The following is a 22,155-nucleotide window of genomic DNA, read 5'->3' on the forward strand; positions in this document are numbered from 1 at the left end:
GCGACGCGGTCGGGCAGCCGTGACAGGCATTCTGTAGCATTGGACGGCGCGCCGTGGGCGCGTCTTTGCTTTATCAGATGGAGAGCGCTATGGCTTGGAATGAGCCGGGTGGCAACTCGAACAATCAGGATCCGTGGGGCGGGCGCCGTGGTGGCGACAAGAAAGGGCCGCCGGATCTCGACGAGGCCTTCCGCAAGCTGCAGGACAGCCTGAACGGCATGTTCGGCAGTGGCAAGAAACGCGGTGGTGATGGCGGCGTCGGCAAGGGCGGTGGCTTCGGCCTGCTCGGCATCGGTCTCGCCGTGCTTGCAGCTATCTGGCTGTACAGCGCCGTGTACGTGGTCGACGAACAGGAGCAGGCAGTCGTGCTGCGCTTCGGCAAATACTACGAAACCGTAGGGCCGGGCCTGAACATCTACTTCCCGCCGATCGATCGCAAGTACATGGAGAACGTTACCCGCGAACGTGCCTATACCAAGCAGGGGCAGATGCTGACCGAAGACGAGAACATCGTCGAGGTGCCGCTGACCGTGCAGTACAAGATCACCAACCTGCAGGATTTCGTGCTGAACGTCGATCAGCCTGAAATCAGCCTGCAGCACGCGACCGACAGTGCCTTGCGTCACGTGGTGGGTTCCACCGCGATGGACAAGGTGCTGACCGAAGGTCGTGAGCAGATGGCCGTGGAAATCAAGGAGCGCCTGCAGCGTTTCCTCGATACCTACCGGACCGGTATCACTGTCACCCAGGTCAACGTACAGAGCGCGGCAGCCCCGCGTGAAGTGCAGGAAGCCTTCGACGACGTGATCCGTGCCCGTGAAGACGAGCAGCGTGCCCGCAACCAGGCCGAGTCCTACGCTAATGGCGTGGTGCCGGAGGCCCGTGGTCAGGCCCAGCGGATCATCGAGGACGCCAACGGTTACCGCGACGAAGTCGTCTCGCGTGCCAAGGGTGAGGCCGACCGCTTCACCAAGCTGGTTGCCGAGTACCGCAAGGCCCCTGAAGTGACCCGTCAGCGCCTGTACCTGGACACCATGCAGGAAGTCTACAGCAACACCAGCAAGGTCCTGGTTTCCGGCAAGGACGGCCAGAGCAACCTGCTCTACCTGCCGCTCGACAAGATGGTGCAGGGCAGCCGTTCCGGCTCTGCCCCGGTCACCGTTGCGCCGTCGGCCAATGCCGATGCGGCCAACCGTGCGGCGGCGGAACTGCAACAGCAGCAAACACAGTTGCGTACTAGGGAGAGCCGCTGATGAGCAATAAATCGCTGATCGCCCTGATCGTGGCCGTGGTGCTGGCGATCGTGGCCTGGAACAGCTTCTACATCGTGGCCCAGACCGAGCGTGCGGTACTCCTGCAATTTGGTCGTGTGGTCCAGGCTGATGTCCAGCCTGGCCTGCATGTGAAGGTTCCTTACGTCAACCAGGTGCGCAAGTTCGACGCCCGCCTGATGACCCTGGACGCCCCGACCCAGCGCTTCTTGACCCTGGAAAAGAAAGCGGTGATGGTCGATGCCTACGCCAAGTGGCGGGTCAAGGATGCCGAGCGCTTCTATACCGCGACCTCGGGCCTCAAGCAGATTGCCGACGAACGTCTGTCGCGCCGTCTGGAAAGCGGCCTGCGTGACCAGTTCGGTAAACGCACCCTGCACGAAGTGGTCTCCGGTGAACGTGACGCGCTGATGGCTGACATCACTGCCTCGCTGAACCGTATGGCCAGCAAGGAACTGGGTATCGAAGTGGTCGACGTTCGCGTCAAGGCCATCGACCTGCCCAAGGAAGTCAACCGCAGCGTGTTCGAGCGCATGAGCACCGAGCGCGAGCGTGAAGCCCGCGAGCACCGCGCCAAGGGTAACGAGCTGGCCGAAGGCATCCGTGCCGACGCCGATCGTCAGCGCCGGGTACTGCTGGCTGAAGCCTACCGGGAATCGGAAGAGACCCGCGGTGATGGCGATGCCCAGGCAGCGTCGATCTACGCCAAGGCCTACGGTCAGGACCAGGAGTTCTACGCGTTCTACCGTAGCCTCAAGGCCTACCGCGAGAGCTTTGCCGACAAGAGCGACGTACTGGTGCTCGATCCGAGCAGCGAGTTCTTCCGCTTTATGGGCAAGACCAAGCCATAAGCATCTACCCCGCCGGGCGGCTAAAACGCCTGGCGGGGTGATCCCGCGAGAAAACGGGTGTATGATGCGGCAGCCGGGAAATTCCCGGCTTTTTTGCGTCTGCAAGATCGAACGGTTCAAACCCGGCTCGGGTCTACAGAGCAGCCCAAGGTATTCGAGGGTATAGGCACGGCGGTAGCGCTGGAATCGGTGCTGCGCGCCATTGTTTGCCGATACCTGCTTCACTCAAGGCTCGCCCGCGGGCAAGCCGCCCGGACCATAGGGGAAATGGCGTAATGGCAACGGTAGACCGCTGGCTGCTGCCAGATGGCATCGAAGAAGTACTGCCACCTGAGGCGGCGCGCATCGAAATCGCGCGTCGGCAGGTGTTGGATCTGTTCCAGAGCTGGGGTTATGACTTCGTCGTGACTCCGCATATCGAGTACCTGGAATCGCTGCTCACCGGTGCCGGCCAGGACCTGGACCTGCGGACCTTCAAGGTCATCGACCCGCAATCGGGCCGGCAGATGGGCTTCCGTGCCGACATCACCCCGCAGGTAGCGCGCATCGATGCGCACACCCTGCGTCGTGAAGGTCCGAGCCGTCTGTGCTATGCCGGCAGCGTGCTGCATGCCTTGCCACGGGCGTTGTCGACCTCGCGCAGCCCGATCCAGCTCGGTGCCGAGCTGTACGGCGACGCCAGCCCGGTCAGCGACGTCGAGGTGATCAGCCTGATGCTGGCCATGCTGCAACTGGCCGATGTACCGGACGTGCACATGGACCTTGGCCACGTCGGTATCTACCGCGGCCTGGCCCGTGCCGCCGGTTTGTCGGGTGCGATCGAGCAGCAGCTGTTCGATGCCCTGCAGCGCAAGGCCGTCGACGAAGTGATCGAGCTGACCGCCAAGCTGCCAGCGGACCTGGCCGCCATGCTGCGCTCGCTCACCGAGCTGTGCGGTGGTCGCGAAGTGCTGGCTGAGGCGCGTGTGCGTCTGGGCCGTGCACCGGCGGCGGTACTGGCGGCACTGGATGACCTGATGGCGATCGCCGAGCGGCTGGCCACGCGTTACCCCGAGCTGCCGCTGTATTTTGACCTGGGCGAGTTGCGTGGCTACCACTACCACACCGGTGTGGTGTTTGCCGCGTTCGTCCCGGGTGTCGGTCAGTCGATCGCCCAGGGCGGTCGTTACGACGACATCGGAGCAGACTTTGGCCGGGCACGCCCGGCCACCGGTTTCTCCACGGATTTGAAGACCCTGGTCACACTGGGGCGAGCCGAGGTGGTATTGCCGTCTGGCGGGATCTGGATGCCCGACAGCAGCGATGCGGCACTCTGGCAGTTGGTCTGCCAATTGCGCAGTGAAGGTCAGCGGGTGGTTCAGGCCTTGCCTGGGCAGCCATTGACTGCCGCCGTCGAGGCGGATTGCGATCGGCAATTGATTCAGCAAAACGGGCTTTGGCAGGTTCTGCCGCTGGCCATTTGAGATTCCCCGCCGGTACGAGCCGGCGCCAAGTTTGCGCGAATGAGGACAAGTGTTATGGGTAAGAATGTCGTAGTCCTGGGCACCCAGTGGGGTGATGAGGGCAAAGGCAAGATCGTCGATCTGCTGACCGAACATGCTGCCGCCGTAGTGCGCTACCAGGGTGGCCACAACGCTGGCCACACCCTGGTGATCGACGGTGAAAAGACCGTGCTGCACCTGATCCCTTCGGGCGTGCTGCGCGAAGGCGTGCAGTGCCTGATCGGCAACGGCGTGGTGGTTGCACCTGACGCCCTGCTGCGTGAAATCAACAAGCTCGAAGAGAAAGGCGTACCGGTGCGCGAGCGCCTGCGCATCAGCCCTTCCTGCCCGCTGATCCTGTCCTACCACGTGGCCCTCGACCAGGCCCGTGAAAAAGCCCGTGGCGAGCAGAAGATCGGCACCACCGGTCGCGGCATCGGCCCGGCCTATGAAGACAAGGTTGCCCGTCGCGGCCTGCGCATCGGTGACCTGTTCCACCGCGAGCGTTTCGCTGCCAAGCTCGGCGAGCTGCTGGACTACCACAACTTCGTGCTGGTCAATTACTACAAAGAGCCTGCAATCGACTTCCAGAAGACGCTGGACGAGTGCATGGAATACGCCGAGCTGCTCAAGCCGATGATGCTCGACGTCACTGCCGAGCTGCACAACCTGCGTCGCGCCGGCAAGGACATCATGTTCGAAGGCGCCCAGGGCTCGCTGCTGGACATCGACCACGGTACCTACCCGTTCGTTACCAGCTCCAACACCACCGCTGGCGGCATCGCTACCGGTTCGGGCGTTGGCCCTATGTACCTGGACTACATCCTGGGTATCACCAAGGCCTACACCACCCGTGTTGGCTCGGGCCCGTTCCCGACCGAACTGTTCGATGACGTCGGTGCCTTCCTGGCCAAGCGTGGTCATGAGTTCGGCGCCACCACCGGCCGTGCCCGTCGTTGCGGCTGGTTCGATGCCGTGATCCTGCGTCGCGCCATCGACGTCAACAGCATCTCCGGCCTGTGCCTGACCAAGCTGGACGTGCTCGACGGCCTGGAAACCATCCGTATCTGCGTGGGCTACAAAAACGAGAACGGTGCCGTTATCGACGCCCCGACCGACGCCGACAGCTACATCGGCCTGGAGCCGGTGTACGAAGAAATGCCGGGCTGGAGCGAGTCGACCCTGGGTGCCAAGACCCTGGAAGAACTGCCGGCCAATGCCCGTGCCTACATCAAGCGTGTGGAAGAGCTGGTCGGCGCGCCGATCGACATCATCTCCACCGGCCCGGACCGCAACGAGACCATCGTGCTGCGTCATCCGTTCGCCTGATTCGCGACTGATGTAAAGACAAAGGCCCCTTGATAGGGGCCTTTGTCGTTTCTGTCGGCTGATCGGCACAACCTTTGCTGTAAGAATCGCTCAAGCGGTGCCATCACCTTAATGGCCCCAGAAGTAGAGGGTTCTTTCGTGTCTGCCGTTCTCTCACTGTTACGAAGCCGCCTGTTGCGGCCTGTCTTTGTTGCTCTTGGTATCGCTCTTTTGGTGCAGGTGCTGGTCGCGGTCGCGCTGACCCGGAGCACGGTCACTGCCCTGGAGGCCGATCTGGACAATCGTCTGGCTACCGACAGCCAGAAGCTTGCCGCTGAACTCGAACAGGCTGGCAGGGAGGTCAGCTCCGGGCTCGATAGCCTCTCCACCAGTACCCGTCAGCGCCTGACTGCAGGCCTTTCCACGCGCTTGCAGGATGAACAGGCACAATTGCGCGCGACCCTTGAAAAGAACCTCAAGGATTCGGCCAACGACATGGCCGAGTTGCTGGCCTCGGTGGCGCCGCGAGCCATGTGGGATAACGACGTGCCGACCCTGTCGGAGTTCTCCCGTCGGGCCCAGCGCAACCCCAACGTGTTGTTCGTGGTGTACGACGACGCTCAGGGCCAGCACCTGACCCGTTACCTCAACCGGCAGAACCCGATCAACCAGGCGCTGCTGGAGAGGGGGCAGGGCGAGCGGGCGCTGGACAAGGTACTGGATGCCGCGCGTAACGACCCGTCGGTGTACCTTGTCGAAGCCTCGATCAACCCCAACGGTGTCGAGATCGGCAAGGTGCTGATGGGCGTCTCCACTGCCGTGGTTGACCATGAGCTGGTGGCACTGGACAAGCGCTTCTCGGCGTTGATTGCCAGTGGTGATCAACTGGTCGGCGACAGCCTGGTGGGCGCCGCAGCAGACAGCAACAAGGCCCTGAGCGCGCGCCTGGAAGCGGCTCAGGCGAGTGCGGCCGGCATGCAGGCCAACACTGCGCAAAGCGTCCAGGACGCCGCGGCAACCCTGCGCTGGAACATCGGCGTGGGTCTGGCCCTGGTCGGCCTGGGCGTGTTGCTGGTGGTGGCCGTGGTGCTCGGTCGGCGCGTGGTCAACAAGTTGCGCCTGTTGATCGCTGCGTTGAACGACCTGGCGGCGGGTGAGGGCGATCTGACCAAGCGCGTCACCATCGACAGCCGCGACGAGATCGGCGATATGGCCGCAGCGGTCAATCAGTTCGTCGCCAAGCTGCAGCCCATCGTTCGCGAGGCCGGCGAGGTGGCCCAGCGTACCGGCATCGAGATCGGCGCCATGGCCCAGCGCAATGCTGGCGCCGACGCCGCTGCCGAGCTGCAGCGCGATGAGGTTGCCGCCAGCCTGCGCGACTTGTCGAGCATGGCCGATGAGGCCCAGGCTGAAAGCCAGGCCATGCAGTCGGCCTTGCAGCAGGTGGTGGATATTCGTCAGGCCACTGACGAGAACAGCCGTACCTCTACTCAGGTGGCCAAGCTTATCGAGGACCTGGCCGGGCAGGTCGAGACCGGTTCCAAGGTCATCGAGCGCCTGGCCCAGCAAAGCGAGCAGATCGAGGTGGTGCTGACGGTGATCCATGGCATCGCCGAGCAGACCAACTTGCTGGCGCTCAACGCTGCCATCGAGGCGGCGCGCGCCGGGGAAACCGGCCGTGGTTTTGCTGTGGTGGCCGATGAGGTGAGGGCGCTGGCGAGCAAAACCCAGAGCTCTACCGGTGATATCCAGGCGCATATCGGTGCGTTGCAGCAAGGGGCGAAAGAAGCGGTGGCGGCGATCAGCCAGGCAGGGCGGCAAGCCAGCGAGGGCCTGCTGGTGCTACGCGATAACGCTCGCGTGCAGCAGTCGGTGCAGGCCTCGGTGGAGCAGGTGCATGCGGCCATCGGCCTGGCTACCCGTGCGGCTGAGCAGCAGGCGCAGGGTGCTCAGGCGGTGCGCGGCCGGGTGCAGACCATTCACACCCAGGCCGAGCGGGCCGCCGAGGTGGTGATGCAGACCACCGCCAGCAGCAAGGTGCTCGATGACCTGGCAGCGCAGCTCAAGGCCAGCTTGGGGCAGTTCCGGGCTTGCCCCGCGATGCTTTTCAGGCATCACGCGCGGTTCAGGTACATCCGCGTAGTCAGCAGATACACCGGCAACCCGGACACTAGAATCAACAGCGCCGCATAAGGTGCCGCTGCCGCGAACTCGACGTTGGCGGTATGCGCCCACACCTCGGTGGCCAGGGTGGTCATGCCGGTCGGGCTGAGCAGCAGGGTCGCCGTCAGTTCCTTCATGGCATCCAGGAACACCAGGGCAAATGCCGCAGCCAGGGCCGGGAAGATGATTGGCAGGGTCACCCGGCAGAACGCCGTGAACTGCGTCGCGCCAAGGGTGCGTGCGGCTTCTTCAAGCTGTGGCGCCGCCTTGTTCAGGGCCGTGCGCACCGGTGCCTGGGCCAGCGGCAGGAACAGCAGCGCATAAGCCAGCAACAACAATCCTGTGGTCTGGTACAGCGCCGGCACGTAGTGCAGGGCGAAGTACACCAGGGTCAGGGCAATCACCAACCCCGGCAGCGCATGCAGCAAGTACGGCAGGCGCTCGGCCCAGATCGCCAGGCGGCCCTTGTAGCGCACCACCAGGAAGCTAACCGGCAGAGCCAGCAACAGGCTCAGCCCGGCGCCACCCAGTGACAGCGACAGCGACGAGAACAGGGCGCGGCTGATATCGGCCAGCGGAAACGCCGCCGACGAGCCAACACTCAGCCAGTAGCCGAGCATGCCCAACGGAATGCCGCTGCCCAGCAGTGCCAATGTCAGGCAGTACAGCTGCCCCACCGGCATCCATGCGCGCAGGTGAATCGGCGCACCACGCCGGGCCACGCCCTGGCCGATCCGCACATGCCGGGCTTTGCCGCGCACGCGCAGTTCCAGCCATAGCATCAGCAGACACATGAACAACAGCACCGCCGAGAGCATGGCGGCGTTGGCGTTGCTGAACTCCAGCTCGAACTGCTGGTAGATCGCGGTGGTGAACGTCTGCAGGCCGAGGATCGACAAGGCGCCGAACTCCACCAGCATGTGCAGGGCAATCAACAGGCTACCACCGATGATCGACGGCCATAGCAGCGGTAGGGTGATGCGAAAGAATACGCCCCAGCGTGTCTGTCCCAGGGTGCGCGCCGACTCTTCCAGCGAGGTGTCGAGGTTGCGCAACGTGGCCGCCACCGGCAGGAACACCAGCGGATATTTGGACAGGCTCATTACCAGGATGGCGCCGCCCAGGCCTTCGAAGCGCGGGCTCAGCGATACCCAGGTAAAGCCGCTGACAAACGCCGGCACGGCAAACGGCAGGCACAGGATCACGCCCCACAGGCGCCGCCCTGGCAGGTCGCTGCGCTCAAGCAACCAGGCCAGGGATACGCCCAGGGCCATGCAGGCCAGGGTGACGCCGGCCATGAGCATCAGGGTGTTGCGCAGCAGGCCCCAAACGAACGGGCGCCAGAGCAGGTGCAAGGCTTCGCGCCAGCCGGCTTCCCAGGTCTTGAGGGCGACATACAGCAGCGGTAACAGGCTCAGCCCGACCAGCAGCAACACCGGCAGCACCACCCAGATCGACGGGCGCTTGCGCTTGGGTACGTAACGGCTGGCCAGTGCGGCCGCGGGCAGGGCTGCGCTCATTACAGCAGGCCAACTTCGCGTTCGAGCTCCAGGGCTTCTTCGGCATTACCCAGGTCGGCCGGGCTGATTTTCGGCGGGCGCAGGTCTTCGAAGGGCTTCAGGCCCTGGTCCGAGACCATGCCTTTATGCAGCGGATACTCGGCGGTGGTCTGGGTAATCACCCGCTGGCCTTCTTCGCTGGCCATCCAGGCCAGTAGTGCCTGGGCTTGTTTCGGGTGTTTGCTGGCTTTCACCGCAGCAGCGCTGGAGATGGTGACCAGGCCGCCAGCGTCGCCATCGGCCAGGTAGTAGAGTTTCGAGTCCAGCTGGCCGCGCTCTTTCTTCAGGGCGTACCAGTAGTAGTTGTTCACCAGCACCGCCGCGACTTCGCCGTTCTCCACGGCTTTGAGTGCAACCATGTTGTTGGTGTAGGTCTTGCCGAAGGCCTTGAGGCCGGTCAGCCATTCTTCGGCGGCGTCGCGGCCGTGCAGCTTGAGGATGGCCACGGCCTGTTCCTGGAACGCGCCGCTGGTCGGCACGAAGCCGATCTTGCCGTCCCACTCGGGGTCGGCGAAATCCATCACCGAGGGCGGCAGGTCTTTCTCGTCGATCACCTTGGGGTTGAAGGCGACCACGCGAGTGCGCGCGGTGACGCCCATCCAGGTGCCGTTGCCGGCGACATATTCCTTGGGCAGCACCTGCAGGGTCGAATCATCGATCTTGGCCAACAGGCCCAGCTCGCCGAGGTTGTTCAGCGGTGGCGATTCTTCGGTGTAGATGACGTCGGCGGGGGAGCGATCGCCTTCTTCGATGATCTGGCTGGCCAGCTGGTTGCTGCTGCCCTTGCGAATGTTGATGTGGATACCGGTCTTGGCCTCGTAGGCCTTGGCGATGGCTTCACCGATTTCCTTGTGCTGGCCGTTGTACAGGGTCAGTGCCACAGGATCGGCGGCCATGGCGGCTGGCGTGCCCAGCACCATGGCAAAAACAGAGACGGCCAGGCCGCGCAACAGGGTGTTATTGCGGAACGTCATGCGGGTACTTCCTCGCTTGCGGCTACATATCTGGAAACAATGATAATCGATATTGCTTCTCAAATGCCCTTGTGAGGGAAAATTCATGAGCAGGCTATCGGTCGTTTCAGGATTGCAGGCGAGGAAAAGGGGAGGGGCAGAAACGAAAAAACCCGCTTTCGCGGGTTTGATCTGAATTGGTGCCCAGAAGAAGACTCGAACTTCCACGACCGTAAGGTCACCAGCACCTGAAGCTGGCGTGTCTACCAATTTCACCATCTGGGCAAAATGAAGCGGTGTAGCTTGAAACAAAAACAGTGTAGCGTGTTGCAGTAAATCTCAGAAGCCGGAGGCAGTTCTAAGATTTGAAATTGGTGCCCAGAAGAAGACTCGAACTTCCACGACCGTAAGGTCACCAGCACCTGAAGCTGGCGTGTCTACCAATTTCACCATCTGGGCATTTCGCTGAGGAACATGATGCTTCACATCGTGTTGCATCTCAACTATAACGACGGTGTCCGTCGCTGTGGTGCGCACTATACGGATGCCTCTGAGAGCTGTAAACCCCCGTTCAGAAAAAATCTTAAAAAATTCAAGTCGTTGTTCCTTATGATGGTTTTGGCAGCATTGAGGGGGCTCTGACAGGGCTGTCCAAGCCTGAAATTTCCGGTTTCAATACGCCTATGCCAAACTAACCCTTATATAGACAAGGTGAACCCCTCCTAATGGCCGATTGGCAGACCCTCGATCCCGAGGCCGCTCGTGAAGCGGAAAAATACGAAAACCCTATTCCTAGCCGTGAGCTGATCCTCCAGCGTCTGGACGAGCGCGGCTCGCCGGCAGCCCGTGAGCAGCTGGTCGAAGAGTTCGGCCTGACCACCGAAGACCAGATCGAAGCCCTGCGCCGCCGCCTGCGTGCGATGGAGCGCGACGGCCAGCTGATCTATACCCGGCGCGGCACTTATGCCCCGGTAGACAAGCTCGACCTGATCCTCGGCCGCATCGCCGGCCACCGCGACGGCTTCGGTTTCCTGATCCCGGATGACGGCAGCGACGACCTGTTCCTCAGCCCCGCACAAATGCGCCTGGTGTTCGATGGCGACCGCGCCCTGGCCCGGGTTTCCGGCCTGGACCGTCGTGGCCGCCGCGAAGGTGTGGTGGTCGAAGTGATCTCCCGTGCCCACGAGAGCATCGTCGGCCGCTACTTCGAAGAAGGCGGTATCGGCTTTGTCACCCCCGACAACCCCAAGGTCCAGCAGGAAGTGCTGATCACCCCGGGTCGCAACGGCGGTGCCAAGATCGGTCAGTTCGTCGAGGTCAAGATCACCCACTGGCCGACCCCGCGCTTCCAGCCTCAGGGCGATATCACCGAAGTGATCGGCAACTACATGGCCCCGGGCATGGAAATCGACGTTGCCCTGCGCAGCTACGATATTCCGCATGTCTGGCCAGAAGCCGTGATCAAGGAAGCGCGCAAGCTCAAGCCGGAAGTCGAAGAGAAAGACAAAGAGCACCGCGTCGATCTGCGCCATCTGCCGTTCGTCACCATCGACGGCGAAGATGCCCGCGACTTCGACGATGCGGTGTACTGCGAGAGCCTGGGCAAGTTGCGCCTGTTCTCCGGTGGCTGGCGCCTGTACGTGGCGATCGCCGACGTCTCCAGCTACGTGCGCCTGGGTTCTGCCCTGGATGCCGAAGCCCAGGTGCGCGGCAACTCGGTGTATTTCCCCGAGCGCGTGGTGCCGATGCTGCCCGAAGAGCTGTCCAACGGCCTGTGCTCGCTGAACCCGCACGTCGACCGCTTGGCGATGGTCTGTGAAATGACCATCAACAAGTCCGGGCAGATGGTCGATTACCAATTCTACGAAGCGGTGATCCACTCTCATGCGCGCCTGACCTACAACAAGGTCAGCAGCATGCTCGAACACGCCCGTACCCGCGAAGGCAAGGCCCTGCGCGAGCAGTACAGCAACGTGGTGCCGGACCTCAAGCAGCTCTATGCGCTGTACAAGGTGCTGCTGGCGGCCCGTCATACCCGTGGTGCGATCGACTTCGAAACCCAGGAAACCCGGATCATCTTCGGTTCCGAGCGCAAGATCGCCGAAATTCGCCCGACCGTGCGCAACGACGCCCACAAGCTGATCGAAGAGTGCATGCTGGCGGCCAACGTGGCCACCGCCGAGTTCCTCAAGAAGCACGAAATCCCTGCGCTGTACCGTGTTCACGACGGCCCGCCACCGGAGCGTCTGGAAAAACTGCGCGCCTTCCTGGGCGAGCTGGGCCTGTCCCTGCACAAGGGCAAGGAGGGGCCGTCGCCCAAGGATTACCAGGCACTGCTGGCGAGCATCGCCGACCGCCCGGATTTCCACCTGATCCAGACCGTGATGCTGCGCTCCCTGAGCCAGGCGGTGTACAGCGCCGACAACAATGGCCACTTCGGTCTGAATTACGAGGCGTACACCCACTTCACCTCGCCGATCCGTCGCTACCCGGACCTGCTCACCCACCGGGCCATCCGCAGCGTGATCCGTTCGCGCCAGGAAACCCCGCACGTCAAGCGTGCCGGTGCGATGAGCATTCCCAAGGCGCGTATCTACCCGTACGACGAGGCGACCCTGGAGCAGCTCGGCGAGCAGTGCTCAATGAGCGAGCGGCGTGCCGACGAGGCCACCCGCGACGTGGTCAACTGGCTCAAGTGCGAGTACATGAAAGACCGCGTCGGCGAGAGCTTCCCGGGTGTGATCACCGCGGTGACCGGCTTTGGCCTGTTCGTCGAGCTGACCGACATCTACGTCGAAGGCATGGTGCACGTCAGCGCCTTGCCGGGTGATTACTACCACTTCGACCCTGTGCATCACCGCCTGGCCGGTGAACGTACCGGGCGCAACTTCCGCCTGGGCGACACCGTCGAGGTGCGGGTGATGCGCGTCGATCTCGAGCAGCGCAAGATCGACTTCGAGATGGCCGAGAACACCCTCAAGGCGCCGATTGGTCGCAAGCAGCGTGGCGAAGGCGTGCGTCCACAAGACGGCAAGCCGGTACCGGTGCTCGACAAGGCTGAAGTGACCAAGGCCGCTGAACCTGCGCGCCGGAGCAAGAAGAACGAAACCGCCGAAGCCTATTTCCCCTCCCATGCCGCGGCGAAAAACGCCGAAGTGCGCAAGAGCCGGGAGATGAAGAAGGCCTTGATGTCCGATGCCAAGCACGCAGGTAGCAAGCCGGCATCCAAGTCGGGCAAGTCGGAAAAACCGAGCAAGCACCGTAAAGGGCCGCCGAAAGCCGGCTCCGCGTCACGTAAACCCAAGGCCAAGTCATGAGTCAGTTGGAAAAGATCTACGGCGTGCATGCCGTGGAAGCCCTGTTGCGTCATCACCCCAAGCGGGTCAAGCAGATCTGGTTGTCCGAAGGGCGCAGCGAGCCGCGCCTGCAGCCGCTGCTTGAGCTTGCTGCGCAGAACCGCGTGGCGGTCGGCCAGGCCGAGCGCCGTGAGATGGATGCCTGGGTTGAAGGCGTGCACCAGGGCGTGGTGGCTGAAGTCAGCCCGAGCCAGGTCTGGGGCGAGGCGATGCTCGAAGAGCTGCTCGACCGTACTGAGGGCGCGCCGCTGATCCTGGTGCTCGACGGCGTCACCGACCCGCACAACCTCGGCGCCTGCCTGCGCACCGCCGATGCTGCCGGCGCCCTGGCGGTGGTGGTGCCCAAGGACAAGTCGGCGACCCTGACCCCTGCGGTGCGTAAAGTGGCCTGCGGTGCGGCCGAAGTCATCCCCTTGGTGGCGGTCACCAACCTGGCGCGGACCCTGGAGAAACTCCAGCAGCGTGGCCTGTGGGTGGTGGGAACGGCGGGCGAGGCCGAGCAGGAGCTGTATCAACAGGACCTGACGGGCCCGACCATCCTGATCATGGGCGCCGAAGGCAAGGGCATGCGCCGCTTGACCCGCGAGCACTGTGATTTTCTGGTCAAGCTGCCGATGGCCGGTAGCGTCAGCAGCCTCAACGTCTCGGTGGCGACGGGCGTGTGCCTGTTCGAGGCCGTTCGTCAGCGGCAGGCTAAGGCCAAGCGCTGATCTCTGCGGGCTGCTTCGCAGCCCATCGCCGGCAAGGCCGGCTCCCACAGGTGTTGTGCACGTCTGTGGGCGCTGGCCTTGCCGGCGATCGCAGCACCTCGGTGCTGCTCAATAATTCACCAATTGCCTTGCTTGTCCCTCGGCGCTTCTCTACAATTGCGCCCCTTGCCATGTTGGCAGGCGTTCATGCGCCTTTTCCCAGGGCAAGACATACAAGTGTCCTTCACTCCTTGTCTGACCACTCTGGTGGCAGACTACAACCCGTAAGGAGCATTCATGCGTCATTACGAAATCATCTTTCTGGTCCACCCTGACCAGAGCGAGCAAGTCGGCGGCATGGTTGAGCGTTACACCAAGCTGATCGAAGAAGACGGCGGCAAAATCCACCGTCTGGAAGACTGGGGCCGTCGTCAACTGGCCTATGCAATCAACAATGTTCACAAGGCTCACTACGTGATGCTGAACGTTGAGTGCACCGGCAAGGCCCTGGCCGAGCTGGAAGACAACTTCCGCTACAACGATGCCGTGATCCGTAACCTGGTCATCCGTCGCGACGAAGCCGTTACCGGCCAGTCCGAGATGCTCAAGGCTGAAGAGAACCGCAGTGAGCGCCGTGAGCGTCGCGACCGTCCTGAGCATGCTGACAGCGCCGATGGCGATGACAGCAACGACAGCGACAACAGCGATAACGCTGACGAGTAATCCACGGACCTTTTGAGGAGCCTATTACATGGCACGTTTCTTCCGTCGTCGTAAATTCTGCCGCTTCACTGCTGAAGACGTGAAAGAGATCGATTACAAAGATCTCAACACCCTGAAAGCTTACGTATCCGAAACCGGCAAGATCGTTCCAAGCCGTATCACCGGTACCAAAGCTCGTTATCAGCGTCAGCTGGCTACCGCTATCAAGCGCGCCCGCTTCCTGGCCCTGCTGCCCTACACCGACAGCCACGGCCGCTGAGACCGGGTCGTCGACAAGTAGCAAAGGATAAAGTGCATGCGAGCGCTAGCTGATTACATCATGCGCGGACGTGTGCAGGCCACGCTTGTCGTGGCCGGATCGGCGGCATTGCCGCTGTTGTTCTGGTTGAGTGCCGCTGCGGGATGCCTTGTGCTTCTGCGGCGCGGTTCGGACGCATTGAGCGTCCTTGGTCTGGGATTGCTGGCGACGTTGTTGAGCTGGCACTTCCTGAAGGACCCGACAGCGTTGCTGGTGCTGGTGGGGTCTTGCAGCCTTGCGTTGGTTTTGCGCGCAGGCCATTCCTGGAACCGCGTGCTGCTGGTCAGCGTGGTAGTGGGGTTGTTGTTTGCGGTGAGCCTGGGGACCTTGCTGGGTCCTTACATCGATTCACTCGCCAAAGCGTCGCAAGATGCCTTGCCGTTAGTGATGGGTAAAGCCTACGAGACTATCTCGGCGGACCAGAAGGCAATGCTCGCCTCAGTGATGGCCCCAATCTTGATCGCTTCAATAGCGATAACGCTGCAGGTCTTTAGCGTGTCATGTCTGATTCTTGGGCGTTATTGGCAGGCGTTGTTGTACAACCCAGGTGGTTTCGGTCGCGAATTTCGCGCGATTCGGTTCCCCAAGGGCGTGATGCTGGCATTGCTGGCCGTCATGTTTGTAGCACCGTTCATGGGGCTGCACGCATTGATTCTGTTGCCGCTGTGCAGTGTTGCGTTCATGTTCGCCGGGCTGGCCCTGATTCACGGGCTGGTCGCGCAGAAACGCCTGGCCAATTTTTGGCTGGTGGGGTTATACGTCACGCTGTTGCCTTTCATGCACTTGATCGGTCCATTGCTCGTGGTTCTGGCCATTGTCGACAGCCTGATTGATTTTCGTGGTCGTTCAGCATCCAAGGATGCCGATGACGCGAACGGTGAAGGTTAAAAGTTAAGAGGTTAATACCAAATGGAACTGATCCTGCTGGAAAAAGTCGCCAACCTGGGCAACCTGGGCGACAAGGTAAATGTTAAGGCCGGTTACGGTCGTAACTTCCTGCTGCCATTCGGCAAAGCCACCGCTGCGACCGCTGCCAACCTGGCTGCGTTCGAAGAGCGTCGTGCTGAGCTGGAAAAAATCGCTGCAGAGAAAAAAGCTTCGGCCGAAACTCGCGCTGCCCAACTGGCTGAGCTGGAAGTGACCATCACTGCCACCGCCGGTGACGAAGGCAAGCTGTTCGGTTCGATCGGCACCCACGACATCGCTGACGCCCTGACCGCCTCCGGCGTTGAAGTGGCCAAAGCTGAAGTTCGTCTGCCGAACGGCACCATCCGTAACGTCGGCGAATACGACGTTGCCGTGCACCTGCACAGCGACGTTGAAGCCACCGTTCGCGTGGTTGTTGTCGCAGCCTAAGCTGTACCGATCGGCTGGCACCTTGGGTGTCAGCCGGTTAACATCGGGCACGATCCTGCTTTGCAGGTCGTGCCCTTTGTCTTTTTCATCACCCTGATTCCTGCGTGGCCATGAACGAGATAACCGCCCCCGAGCAATATGATCTGCAAACCGCTGCCCTGAAGGTGCCGCCGCATTCCATCGAGGCCGAACAGGCCGTGCTCGGTGGCTTGATGCTGGACAACAACGCCTGGGAGCGGGTGCTCGATCAAGTCTCCGATGGCGACTTCTACCGGCATGACCACCGCCTGATCTTCCGCGCTATCCACAAGCTCGCCGACCAGATGGCCCCGTTCGACGTGGTCACCCTGCACGAGCAGCTGGACAAGGAAGGCCTGAGTTCGCAAGTCGGCGGCCTGGGTTACCTGGGCGAGCTGGCCAAGAACACCCCGTCGGTGGCCAACATCAAGGCCTATGCCGCGATCATCCGCGAGCGGGCGACCCTGCGCCAACTGATCAGCATCAGCAACGAGATCGCCGACAGCGCCTTCAACCCCCAGGGGCGCAATGCCGCGGAGATCCTCGACGAAGCCGAACGGCAGATCTTCCAGATCGCCGAAGCCCGACCGAAAACCGGCGGCCCGGTGGGCGTCAACGACCTGCTGACCAAGGCCATCGACCGCATCGATACGTTGTTCAACACCGACAGCGCGATCACCGGCCTGTCCACCGGCTACACCGATCTCGACGAGAAAACCAGCGGCCTGCAGCCCGCCGACCTGATCATCGTCGCCGGTCGTCCATCGATGGGTAAGACCACCTTCGCCATGAACCTGGTGGAGAACGCCGTACTGCGCAGCGACAAGGCGGTACTGGTGTACTCCCTGGAGATGCCAGGCGAATCGCTGATCATGCGTATGCTGTCCTCGCTCGGGCGCATCGACCAGACCAAGGTGCGTTCCGGCCAGCTGGAAGACGACGACTGGCCGCGCCTGACCTCGGCGGTCAACCTGCTCAACGACCGCAAGCTGTTCATCGACGATACCGCCGGCATCAGCCCGTCGGAGATGCGTGCGCGTACCCGCCGCCTGGTGCGCGAGCATGGCGACATCGCCATGATCATGATCGACTACCTGCAGCTGATGCAGATCCCGGGCTCCAGCGGCGACAACCGCACCAACGAGATTTCCGAGATCTCCCGCTCGCTCAAGGCCCTGGCCAAAGAGTTCAACTGCCCGGTAGTCGCCTTGTCGCAGCTCAACCGCTCCCTCGAGCAGCGGCCAAACAAGCGCCCGGTGAACTCCGACTTGCGTGAATCCGGTGCGATCGAGCAGGACGCCGACGTGATCATGTTCGTTTACCGCGACGAGGTCTACCACCCGGAGACCGAGCACAAGGGCATTGCCGAAATCATCATCGGCAAGCAGCGGAACGGCCCGATCGGCTTTATCCGCCTGGCCTTCATCGGCAAGTACACACGCTTCGAAAACCTCGCGCCGGGCAGTTACAACTTCGACGACGACGAGTAAGTCGCTCAGCCGTCACTGGCGGCTCTGAACAGTTCGCGCGCTGCCTGAGGGCTGAAGGCAGCACGCCAGATCGGTACATGGGCTTGCCCCTCCCGCTCGGCCTGGGCCTGTGATGCCGCGCCCAGGCGGCTTTGCGCCAGGGTCTTCAAGTGCGCGCCCTTGAGTTGGAACTGCTCCATGGCGGTCGTTGTGGCATCGTAGTGAAAATGCGCTTCCCACAGTGTCGAGCGGCTGCCCTGGACATCGCGGATCTGGTAAATGTCGAGGAAGTGCTTGTTCCGGCCTTTACCGCGCGGCGCTCGCATCAGTGTCTTGTGCACGCTCACTTGCCGGTGCTCGATCAGGTACAGCAGGCGATTGATGTCGAGCGTTTCCGGTGATTTGTACAGCATCAGGCGCAATGCTTCGCCGTGCTGGCGCAAGCGCTGGGCGCCGCCGCGCAGGCGATCGAGCAGTGTTCGCTGTTCAGCCTCGGTGCTGGATGACTCAATGCCCTGTGCCAAAACCTCCAAGGCCCCGGCGTGACGCTCAAGGGCCTCGACGATGTTGGTCGGGTTTTGCTGTTTCTCGGCATCCTGGCGTGCGCTGTCCAGTTGCTGCTCGACTTTGCCCAGTAACGTATTGGCCTGGGACAGTTGCGTTGCCAGTGACGCAGCGGTGCCAACTCTGCGCTCAACGGCAAGTGGCTGCCAGTAGCCGGCCACCGGATTGACGTAGCGCTGCACCCGGGGCCCGGCAACGATGCCGGGGCTGATGATATCGACCACTTCCCGGCCCTGCTCGTCGGTATGTGCTTGCCCTACCTTAAATGCCGTAGTGCCCTGCTGCCTGACTTTGATCACCCGCTTGCGTGGCCCGGCGACAGGCCGCTGCAGTGGTTGGGCGGGCAGAAAATCAGTGTCCAGGGCCTGCGAATCAAGGCTCAACAAGGTGTTGCTGGTCAGGTCCCGATACATCGACTCAAGTCGCTGCTGTATCTGCCGCATGAGGCTGACCAGCACCTGGTCGATATCGCGCAGGTGGGCTTTATCCAGCGTGGCAGCGGTGTCCTGCATGGATCTTAGCCCTTGCTGGTGGCTGTCGAACTGGCGTTGCAGGTCATCGAGCAGTGAGAGCTGATAGTTTTCCGGGAGGCTGTCCAGGTCGGTGTAGGTGGTCAGGGCGTCGTGCAGTTGCACCAGGCGCAGCGCCGCCTCGGTATTGAACTGGATCCGGGCTTGCGGGTCCGGAGTGTCGCTGATCACCAGCAAGTCCAACTTGAACAGGATCACCGCTGCTTGGCGCATCAGCGGGGTTGCAGGGAAGTCTTCCCTGGCTCGGGCGAGATAAGTGTCGGTCTGAGTGCCTGGAAAACCGCTGGACAGGGCCTCGATATAGGCGGCGTGCTTGTCGAGGAAGGGGCGTTTTTCTTCCAGGTGCTGGAGGATGCGCCGGTGTTGCAGGCGATAGCGGCCATGCTCGCCTTGATGCGGGTCGGCCAGCATTTCCCCGGTTTCACCGGTGAAGGCGAGGTCCTGGCTGAGCATGATTTTTTCCAGGCAATGAAGCCGATACACGTGCATCTCTCGTTGCTGGGGCAGTGTTTGCGGGTCGCCCAGGATTGCAAGCAGGTCGATCTTCGTCGAAATGTGTTTGATGGCTTTCCAGTAGGTCACCACCAGGGCGGCGATGGCTTGTTGCTGTGTGTCTGAGCCTCCAATCGCGGCGTTGACCCGCGCAGTGACTTGGGTCATCTGGTCGGCGGTCGTCAGCAGTGCCTGGTTGACCTCAAGCAGTTGCTGGCGAGTGTTGTGCTGCTGTTGAAATTGGGCAGCTCGCTCGGCTGTGGCTGCTGCGCGGTTCTGCTCCTGCATTTGCGCCAGACGCCCTCCTCGGCGGGGCATGCCGGCGGCGCCAGGAACCCGGGCGTAGTACCAGTGCTGGCGATACAGCACAATCGCCGGGCTATCGGCGCGCGGGCCGTCTGCCAGCCGCCATACCCGCCATTCTGGCGTTGATGCCGGGGCGTCAGGCACTATCGGGTATGCCGCGCCCTCGATCATGGCGTAGGTTGTCCCTTGGTAATGATGAATTCCGCTGCCAGGCGTGCCAGCAGTACTGGCCAATGGATGGGCGCTGACCCTCAATCGCCCGGCTGAGACCGCTTGCAGAGGGGGCTCGGCCAGCAGTTCCGGCAGCAGTTCGCGGTTGCGCAGGGCGATGTCGAGCAGTTGTGCGCGCAACATGGCAACACTAACGTCCTTGCGCAATGGGTTGTGTGGATGCTCGTGCAAGGCCTGCAGTAGCGCAGCGCCTGGCATGTCCTGGAAGTGATAGTGGCTGCCGGTGCGGGTCAGGTTCAGGTAGCCCGTGGCGTCGGGAGCAGCGAAGTACTGAACGGGCGGTGCGGGGGCGAAGCCTGTAGCGGGTGGGGCCTGAAGGTTCTCTTCGATGCGGATGCCTGATGTGGCTGGCCACTCAGGGTGGCTGGCGAGCAATTGACAGCACAGGGCTTCGACATCCCGGTCGGGGCCCGCCAGTTCATCGTCCAGCTTGCACAGCGCCAACAGGCTGCGGCTTTCTTGCGCAAGCCCGAGCACGGTCGCAATGGGGCCGGGCTCGATGAGGCTGTCCGCTTGTAGCTGCATCAGCTCGGGGTGGCGGTGCAGGGCTTCGCGCGCGGCCGCAACAGACAGACCGGGGAAGCGCAGGGTCAGGGCGGCAATGGCCGGGTTGCCCTCTGCGTTGGTCGGTTGTTGCCTTTCAATCACGCAGCGCAGTTGCCAAGGCAGGTCCGCTGCGACGCTCCATGCCGCCTCCAGCTGTTCGCGCTGCACACCGCTCAGGCGCAACACTGAGGTTATCGCCTTGGCTGGGAGCTGAGGCAGCAGGTGTTCCAGCAATTTGGCGGCGCTCCAGCTTCGCGAATCCAGTTGCTGTGCCACGCGTGCCTCAATTGCCGGTGCACGGCCAAGGGCCGTCACCAACTGCCTTGAGCGGCGCGCCGAGAGCCGTGCGCCGAGGCCCTGAAGCCTGGCGCTGATTATCAGGTCGGCGATATCAGCCGCTGCCTGGACTGCTTCGCTGGTGCGGCCGGACAGCAGTGCGTTGGCTGCGCAAATCGACTGGAAACCGAGGCTGGCGAAGGTGGCGGTTAGCATGGCGCGGTTGAGACCGGTAACGCCGCCGGGAACCGACAGCGTCAGCAGCTCCAGCACTTCGCTGACCACGAACAGCGCACCTTTCTGGAAGGTGTCGAAATCCACGCTGTTGTTGCTGATCGCCATCAGCGAAAGGTCGGCGGCGATCCCGTGCTGCTGCTCCTGGGCGATAGCCTGGAGCAGTGATTGCGATTTCCACGGGCTGTTCGGGTTCTCGACGACATCGAGCAGGGCGGTGGAGGGCTGGGTGGCGAAGGTGTCGTACAGCCATTTGGCCAATGCATTGAGCTGGTTGCGGTCAACGTTGTCAGGCTTGAGCAGTGCCGAGAGTTTTTGTTGTAGCGCAAGCGGCAGCCATTGATAGAGCCAATGCAACGCGCTGGTGTTTTGGCTCTGGTGGATCTGCTGGCGCAGCGAGTCCACAGCGTCGACGGCCGAGACGTGAGAGCGCCAGGCGCCGCCCGGGCGTTCGGGAAAATAGCTGAAAACCCCATCGCCCAGGCGCACCACGAAGAATGGCAGAGGAATCAGGTTGCCCATCAGGGTCTGGGTCATGCGCTGGCTGGCCAGTGCATCCAGTGCCTGCTTGATCGGCCTGAGCAGTGGCTGGGCCTCGGCCAGCCGAAGCAGGTGCTCGATGACCCCGTCCGGCAACTTAAGGCTGAAATACGTCCACTGCAGGCCCCCTGGTCGCTCGCAGGCCGTTTGCAGGCTAGCCAGTTGCTCACGGTTGAATTCGTGGTCTTCGGTGCTGCGATAGGCTTCCAGCAGGGCAAATTGCAGCAGGGCACGCTGGTAGTCGCTGACCGCTTGTGCGCTCAGGGCAGGTAGCTTCTGCTGCAACGCGTCTTGCAAGCGCTTGCCCAGGTTCAGCTTGCGCACGATATCGACGAAGGTGCTGACCGGGATCAGCGAATGACGCCCACCTGACTCGCGGGTGTTGATGCTGCTGGCCCTGAGGAAGTCCTGTCCTGAGCCGCTTTGCAGGGCAATGTTGAAGCCAAAGTTGTCCTGGGCTGCCTGCCAGAGGCTGCGAGTCTGCAGGTGTTCGACTTCCTGGTGGGGGAACTCGCGCTGAATCTCCAGCGAATAGGTGTGCAGGTAGGTGCTCAGGGGGTCCAGCGCCTGGCCGGATGCCAGGGCAAGTTGTTGGCGCAGGTCCTCCAGGGCCTGGTGCTCGAAAGTCCGTTGAAACTGACGCAGGGCATCGCTCAGGCGCTGGCGCAGTTGCGGGCCGAGACGGGCCAGTTGCAGGTAGCGGCGCTGTTCTTGTTCATCCAGGGTTTGCAAGGTCTGGTTCAGATGCTCTTCAATCAGCTCCAGGGTCAGTCGATCCGACCAGCGTTGCTGGTCGTTGGCTGCCAGTGGGTCCTGCTCGACAGTTGAGGGGGGCATGGTGTGCGTCTCCATTGGTGGAAAACGCAGATCAGAGCGCGGCACTGGCGGCGACGGGCGGTAAATAATTGTTGTGGGTTGATTCCGACCACCACCGTCGGATT

Annotated in this window: 15 protein-coding genes and 2 tRNA genes; 12 read left to right on the forward strand and 5 right to left on the reverse strand. The window is 62.4% G+C overall.

Going from position 1 to position 22,155, the window contains the following annotated elements:
• Window positions 1-89: 89 nt before the first annotated feature.
• The 5 genes from hflK (at window position 90) to KHO53_RS13020 (ending at window position 7,104) form a co-directional block, all read left to right on the forward strand.
• Window positions 90-1,253, forward strand: coding sequence for an FtsH protease activity modulator HflK (gene hflK / locus KHO53_RS13000; RefSeq protein WP_010221596.1), 1,164 nt, complete (start codon window positions 90-92; stop codon window positions 1,251-1,253).
• A complete protein-coding gene (gene hflC, locus KHO53_RS13005) occupies window positions 1,253-2,122 on the forward strand; it encodes a protease modulator HflC (RefSeq protein WP_010221597.1) in 870 nt (289 codons plus the stop codon). The genes hflK and hflC overlap by 1 nt, the downstream gene beginning before the upstream one ends.
• 275 nt (window positions 2,123-2,397) lie before the next feature.
• Entirely contained in the window at window positions 2,398-3,585 is a 1,188-nt protein-coding gene (locus KHO53_RS13010; RefSeq protein WP_010221598.1) for an ATP phosphoribosyltransferase regulatory subunit, read from the forward strand.
• A 54-nt stretch (window positions 3,586-3,639) separates the two neighbouring features.
• The gene (locus KHO53_RS13015) at window positions 3,640-4,932 is read left to right on the forward strand and encodes an adenylosuccinate synthase (protein ID WP_010221599.1); all 1,293 of its coding nucleotides are present in this window, start codon (window positions 3,640-3,642) and stop codon (window positions 4,930-4,932) included.
• Between the two features lie 138 nt (window positions 4,933-5,070).
• The gene (locus KHO53_RS13020; protein ID WP_213570371.1) at window positions 5,071-7,104 is read left to right on the forward strand and encodes a methyl-accepting chemotaxis protein; all 2,034 of its coding nucleotides are present in this window, start codon (window positions 5,071-5,073) and stop codon (window positions 7,102-7,104) included.
• Here KHO53_RS13020 and KHO53_RS13025 read toward each other — a convergent pair.
• The 4 genes from KHO53_RS13025 to KHO53_RS13040 form a co-directional block, all read right to left on the reverse strand.
• Entirely contained in the window at window positions 7,026-8,594 is a 1,569-nt protein-coding gene (locus tag KHO53_RS13025; RefSeq protein ID WP_010221601.1) for an ABC transporter permease, read from the reverse strand. The genes KHO53_RS13020 and KHO53_RS13025 overlap by 79 nt on opposite strands.
• On the reverse strand, window positions 8,594-9,607 hold the full coding sequence (locus tag KHO53_RS13030; protein WP_010221602.1) for an extracellular solute-binding protein: 1,014 nt from the start codon (window positions 9,605-9,607) through the stop codon (window positions 8,594-8,596). The genes KHO53_RS13025 and KHO53_RS13030 overlap by 1 nt, the downstream gene beginning before the upstream one ends.
• A gap of 177 nt (window positions 9,608-9,784) precedes the next feature.
• Window positions 9,785-9,871 (reverse strand) — tRNA-Leu (locus KHO53_RS13035).
• An 87-nt stretch (window positions 9,872-9,958) separates the two neighbouring features.
• A tRNA-Leu gene (locus KHO53_RS13040) sits at window positions 9,959-10,045 on the reverse strand.
• Window positions 10,046-10,311: 266 nt separating this feature from the next.
• Here KHO53_RS13040 and rnr point away from each other — a divergent pair.
• The 7 genes from rnr (at window position 10,312) to dnaB (ending at window position 17,516) form a co-directional block, all read left to right on the forward strand.
• The gene (rnr, locus tag KHO53_RS13045; RefSeq protein ID WP_036995504.1) at window positions 10,312-12,903 is read left to right on the forward strand and encodes a ribonuclease R; all 2,592 of its coding nucleotides are present in this window, start codon (window positions 10,312-10,314) and stop codon (window positions 12,901-12,903) included.
• Window positions 12,900-13,652: a 23S rRNA (guanosine(2251)-2'-O)-methyltransferase RlmB gene (rlmB, locus tag KHO53_RS13050; RefSeq protein WP_010221604.1), complete on the forward strand. Its 753-nt coding sequence runs from the start codon at window positions 12,900-12,902 to the stop codon at window positions 13,650-13,652. Before rnr ends, rlmB begins: the two co-directional genes overlap by 4 nt.
• A 276-nt stretch (window positions 13,653-13,928) precedes the next feature.
• The gene (gene rpsF / locus KHO53_RS13055; protein WP_010221605.1) at window positions 13,929-14,354 is read left to right on the forward strand and encodes a 30S ribosomal protein S6; all 426 of its coding nucleotides are present in this window, start codon (window positions 13,929-13,931) and stop codon (window positions 14,352-14,354) included.
• A gap of 28 nt (window positions 14,355-14,382) precedes the next feature.
• A complete protein-coding gene (gene rpsR, locus KHO53_RS13060; protein WP_009403887.1) occupies window positions 14,383-14,613 on the forward strand; it encodes a 30S ribosomal protein S18 in 231 nt (76 codons plus the stop codon).
• 36 nt (window positions 14,614-14,649) lie between these two features.
• Entirely contained in the window at window positions 14,650-15,540 is an 891-nt protein-coding gene (locus KHO53_RS13065) for a YybS family protein (RefSeq protein WP_010221606.1), read from the forward strand.
• Window positions 15,541-15,561: 21 nt separating this feature from the next.
• Window positions 15,562-16,008 (forward strand): 50S ribosomal protein L9, encoded by a 447-nt coding sequence (gene rplI / locus KHO53_RS13070; RefSeq protein WP_010221607.1) that lies wholly within the window; start codon window positions 15,562-15,564, stop codon window positions 16,006-16,008.
• A 110-nt stretch (window positions 16,009-16,118) separates the two neighbouring features.
• A complete protein-coding gene (gene dnaB, locus KHO53_RS13075; RefSeq protein WP_010221608.1) occupies window positions 16,119-17,516 on the forward strand; it encodes a replicative DNA helicase in 1,398 nt (465 codons plus the stop codon).
• 5 nt (window positions 17,517-17,521) lie between these two features.
• Here the strand turns inward: dnaB and KHO53_RS13080 are convergent, their stop codons facing one another.
• Window positions 17,522-22,051: a hypothetical protein gene (locus tag KHO53_RS13080; RefSeq protein WP_213570372.1), complete on the reverse strand. Its 4,530-nt coding sequence runs from the start codon at window positions 22,049-22,051 to the stop codon at window positions 17,522-17,524.
• Between the last annotated feature and the right edge of the window lie 104 nt (window positions 22,052-22,155).

Source organism: Pseudomonas sp. RC2C2, assembly GCF_018390435.1.
GTDB classification, from domain to species: Bacteria; Pseudomonadota; Gammaproteobacteria; order Pseudomonadales; family Pseudomonadaceae; genus Aquipseudomonas; species Aquipseudomonas donghuensis.